Here is a 3043-nt window from a genome sequence, read left to right as displayed (position 1 = left end):
TTCTTGAAACTTTTGTATCAAAATAAAGAATAATCAAAAAAATGAGAAGCCCACCAAAAATCAGCATTGCCCCTGTATAACCAAGTCCCTGAGTATCTGCTGTCCAATCTCCCAATGCTGTTCCGAGCGTTTGTGAAAACATAATAGTCAACCAATAAAATGCTTCATTTTTCGGAGATTGAATCGTATTGACTGCGATCGAACCACAACTGAGATTCCAAATAAACAAAGATGCAGCCAGTAAAGCAGATAAAATGAGACTTCCGCCTAAATATCCAATACCCAAAGAACGATCAACAAAATCTGCAATAGTTGTTCCTAATGTGGTGGTGGCAATAATCGTTGCCCAATAAAAGAATGGATGGTAACCCTTTGCTCTAATCTGAAAGGCTACTAGTACGATGAATAACACCGTAAAAATTGCGGTACTGAGCAGATAGCCGAGATTGAGTGACATTGAAAATGCATCGCCAGCGGTTTCACCTAAAGTCGTTGCAGCAATTTTTATGATCCAAAAGAGTAGTGTTACTTCTGGCACTTTACTGAGTATTTGCTCTGTATTTTTATCATTGATCATATTGTAATCCAATAAGAAAACAATCTAATTTGACCAAATAGAGCTGAATACAGGCTTAAATTTGAGTAATAAAAAATGTACTCAGTTCTTAAAAAACTCGACACATTTATAAAATTAGCTATAGACCTTAAGCTACCTTGTTTAAAATATTATTGGCTCAAATAACGTACTTATCATTAGGCAAATTTTTTTATTTTCTCTTTACGGGATAAATATGGGTTACATTCTAAATTATCTAACCACTGCTTGATCAACTCAGATTTTAGATTTTCTTGTTCAAAAAAAGGCTGATAAATCTGTTCAGTTTTATACCCCTAACCGCGAAAAACATACCTCGTTACATAAAACTGGGTGCAGAAATGAGATACAACAAATAAAACTATAAGAACTTTATAGAACAGCGAACAAGGATGAATAAAATGTTTGGCAAAATGATGCATCAGTCTTTGTTAATTAGTAACTTGATCGAGCATGCAGCAAAATATCATGCTGATACTTCAATTATTTCACGAGAAGTAAGTGGGCAAATCACCACAACCAATTGGCAGCAGGTTCAACAAAATACCAAACGCTTAGCAAATGCTTTTAAAACATTTAATTTGAATGAGGGTGATCGTCTAGCAACCATCGCATGGAATAACCATCGTCACTTAGAGTCTTGGTATGCCATTTCAGGTAGTGGTTTGGTCTGTCATACTATTAATCCTCGCCTGTTTCCTGAACAGCTGATTTTCATTATCAATGATGCTCAAGACAAAGCCATTTTCTTTGACACAACATTTTTACCATTAATCACTGCGATTAAAGACAAAGTTCCTACTGTTGAAAGATTTATTTGTCTCAGTGCTTTTGACGAAAAAGTTGCTGCGGCACTCCCTGAAGTTATTTTTTATGATGAGCTGATTCAGGATCAATCAACAACATTTGATTGGCCTCAGTTAGATGAAAACACTCCCAGCTCTTTATGTTATACATCAGGTACAACAGGTAATCCAAAAGGCGTGTTATATAGCCATCGCTCTACCTTACTTCATACCATGGCGATCTCGTTGCCTGATTCTCTGAACTTATCGGCTAAAGATATTGTGATGCCTGTTGTTCCAATGTTCCACGTAAATGCATGGGGAATTCCATATGCAACGGCGATGGTTGGTAGTTCGATTGTATTACCTGGTCCGAACTTAGATGGTGATAGCCTCGTTAACTTAATTGATGACTATAAAGTTACGGTAGCATTAGGTGTTCCTACAATTTGGCAAGGCCTGTTGGCCGCTGCAAAGAAAAAAGGTACCCGTTTAGAAAGTATGGTTCGTAATGTTGTTGGTGGCGCTGCTTGTCCTCCATCAATTATTCGAGACTTTAAATATAATTATGATTGCGACACGATTCATGCTTGGGGTATGTCTGAAACCAGCCCACTTGGGACAGCGAATCAGCCTAAAGCTAAACATTTTGCATTAAACACTGAAGAGTTTGAACAATTACGTCTCACACAAGGTCGTCCACCTTTTGGTATTGAATTACGTATTGTAGATGGCGACAGTACGATTCCTCTTGAAAATGATGGTCAAACACAAGGAAACCTACAAGTCCGTGGTCCATGGGTTGTTGATCACTACTTTAATCAAGAAAAAAGTTCTTTAACGGCCGATGGTTGGTTTGATACTGGTGATATTGCAACGATCAACTCAGACGGCTATATGACTATTTGTGATCGGGCAAAAGACCTCATCAAATCGGGTGGCGAATGGATTTCTTCGGTCGAAATAGAAAATATTGCTGTAGGTCATCCTGACATTCGTATGGCTGCTGCAATTGCAGCAAAACATCCAAAATGGGATGAACGACCTATTTTAATTGCAGTCAAACAAGAAAATGCATCAATAACGGAAGCAGATATACTTGCATACTTTGAAAATAAAATCGCTCGCTGGCAGATTCCAGATGCAGTCATCTTTGTCGATGCACTTCCAGTCAACGGAACAGGGAAAATTGTCAAAGCAGAGCTTCGTGCACAATACGGCGATACGCTTTTGCAAAATGATGCGGTGGTCTAAGACCATCTTTTAGGTAAATTGAAATGAAGAACAAGAAACGGTTCTTCATTTCTGCTGTTTAAAGCAACTAGGTAGAAGCATGCTTGTTTGAAATGCATGTAAAGAAATCAATGACGATGTTTTTCATCTGAATTTATGGTTATTGCAAGCACACAAGCACGTGTTCTTGCAAAAATTTCACGTATTTTACCTCGCCTCTATCGCAATCAGATTGATAAGAAACTCGATAAAATTATGCAGACTAGCATCATAATTTCATTTTATGACGTTTAACTCAAAAACAGACTCTGCGAAGGGTCTACTAAAATTATTTAATCAATCTACTGTCTAGCTGTTAGATGATTCTAGACATACACGCAGATGACTTGAGAGTTGCTTGATCAACGGCTTTGTTGCACAAAGGTTTGAA

The 3043-nt window shown here is 37.7% G+C and carries 2 protein-coding genes; one reads left to right on the top strand and one right to left on the bottom strand.

The annotated features are described in order from the left end of the window. On the bottom strand, positions 1-577 hold a 577-nt coding region (locus tag B4237_RS17415; RefSeq protein ID WP_286944250.1), incomplete at its 3' end, for a hypothetical protein. A gap of 419 nt (positions 578-996) precedes the next feature. On the opposite strand from B4237_RS17415, the gene B4237_RS17410 reads away from it, so the two are divergent. After that, the gene (locus tag B4237_RS17410) at positions 997-2634 is read left to right on the top strand and encodes a long-chain fatty acid--CoA ligase (RefSeq protein WP_278595661.1); all 1638 of its coding nucleotides are present in this window, start codon (positions 997-999) and stop codon (positions 2632-2634) included. Positions 2635-3043: the final 409 nt, after the last annotated feature.

It is taken from the genome of Acinetobacter sp. UBA6526 (genome assembly GCF_002434875.1).
Classification (GTDB): Bacteria; Pseudomonadota; Gammaproteobacteria; order Pseudomonadales; family Moraxellaceae; genus Acinetobacter; species Acinetobacter venetianus.
This window is presented reverse-complemented; position numbering and strand designations above follow the sequence as displayed.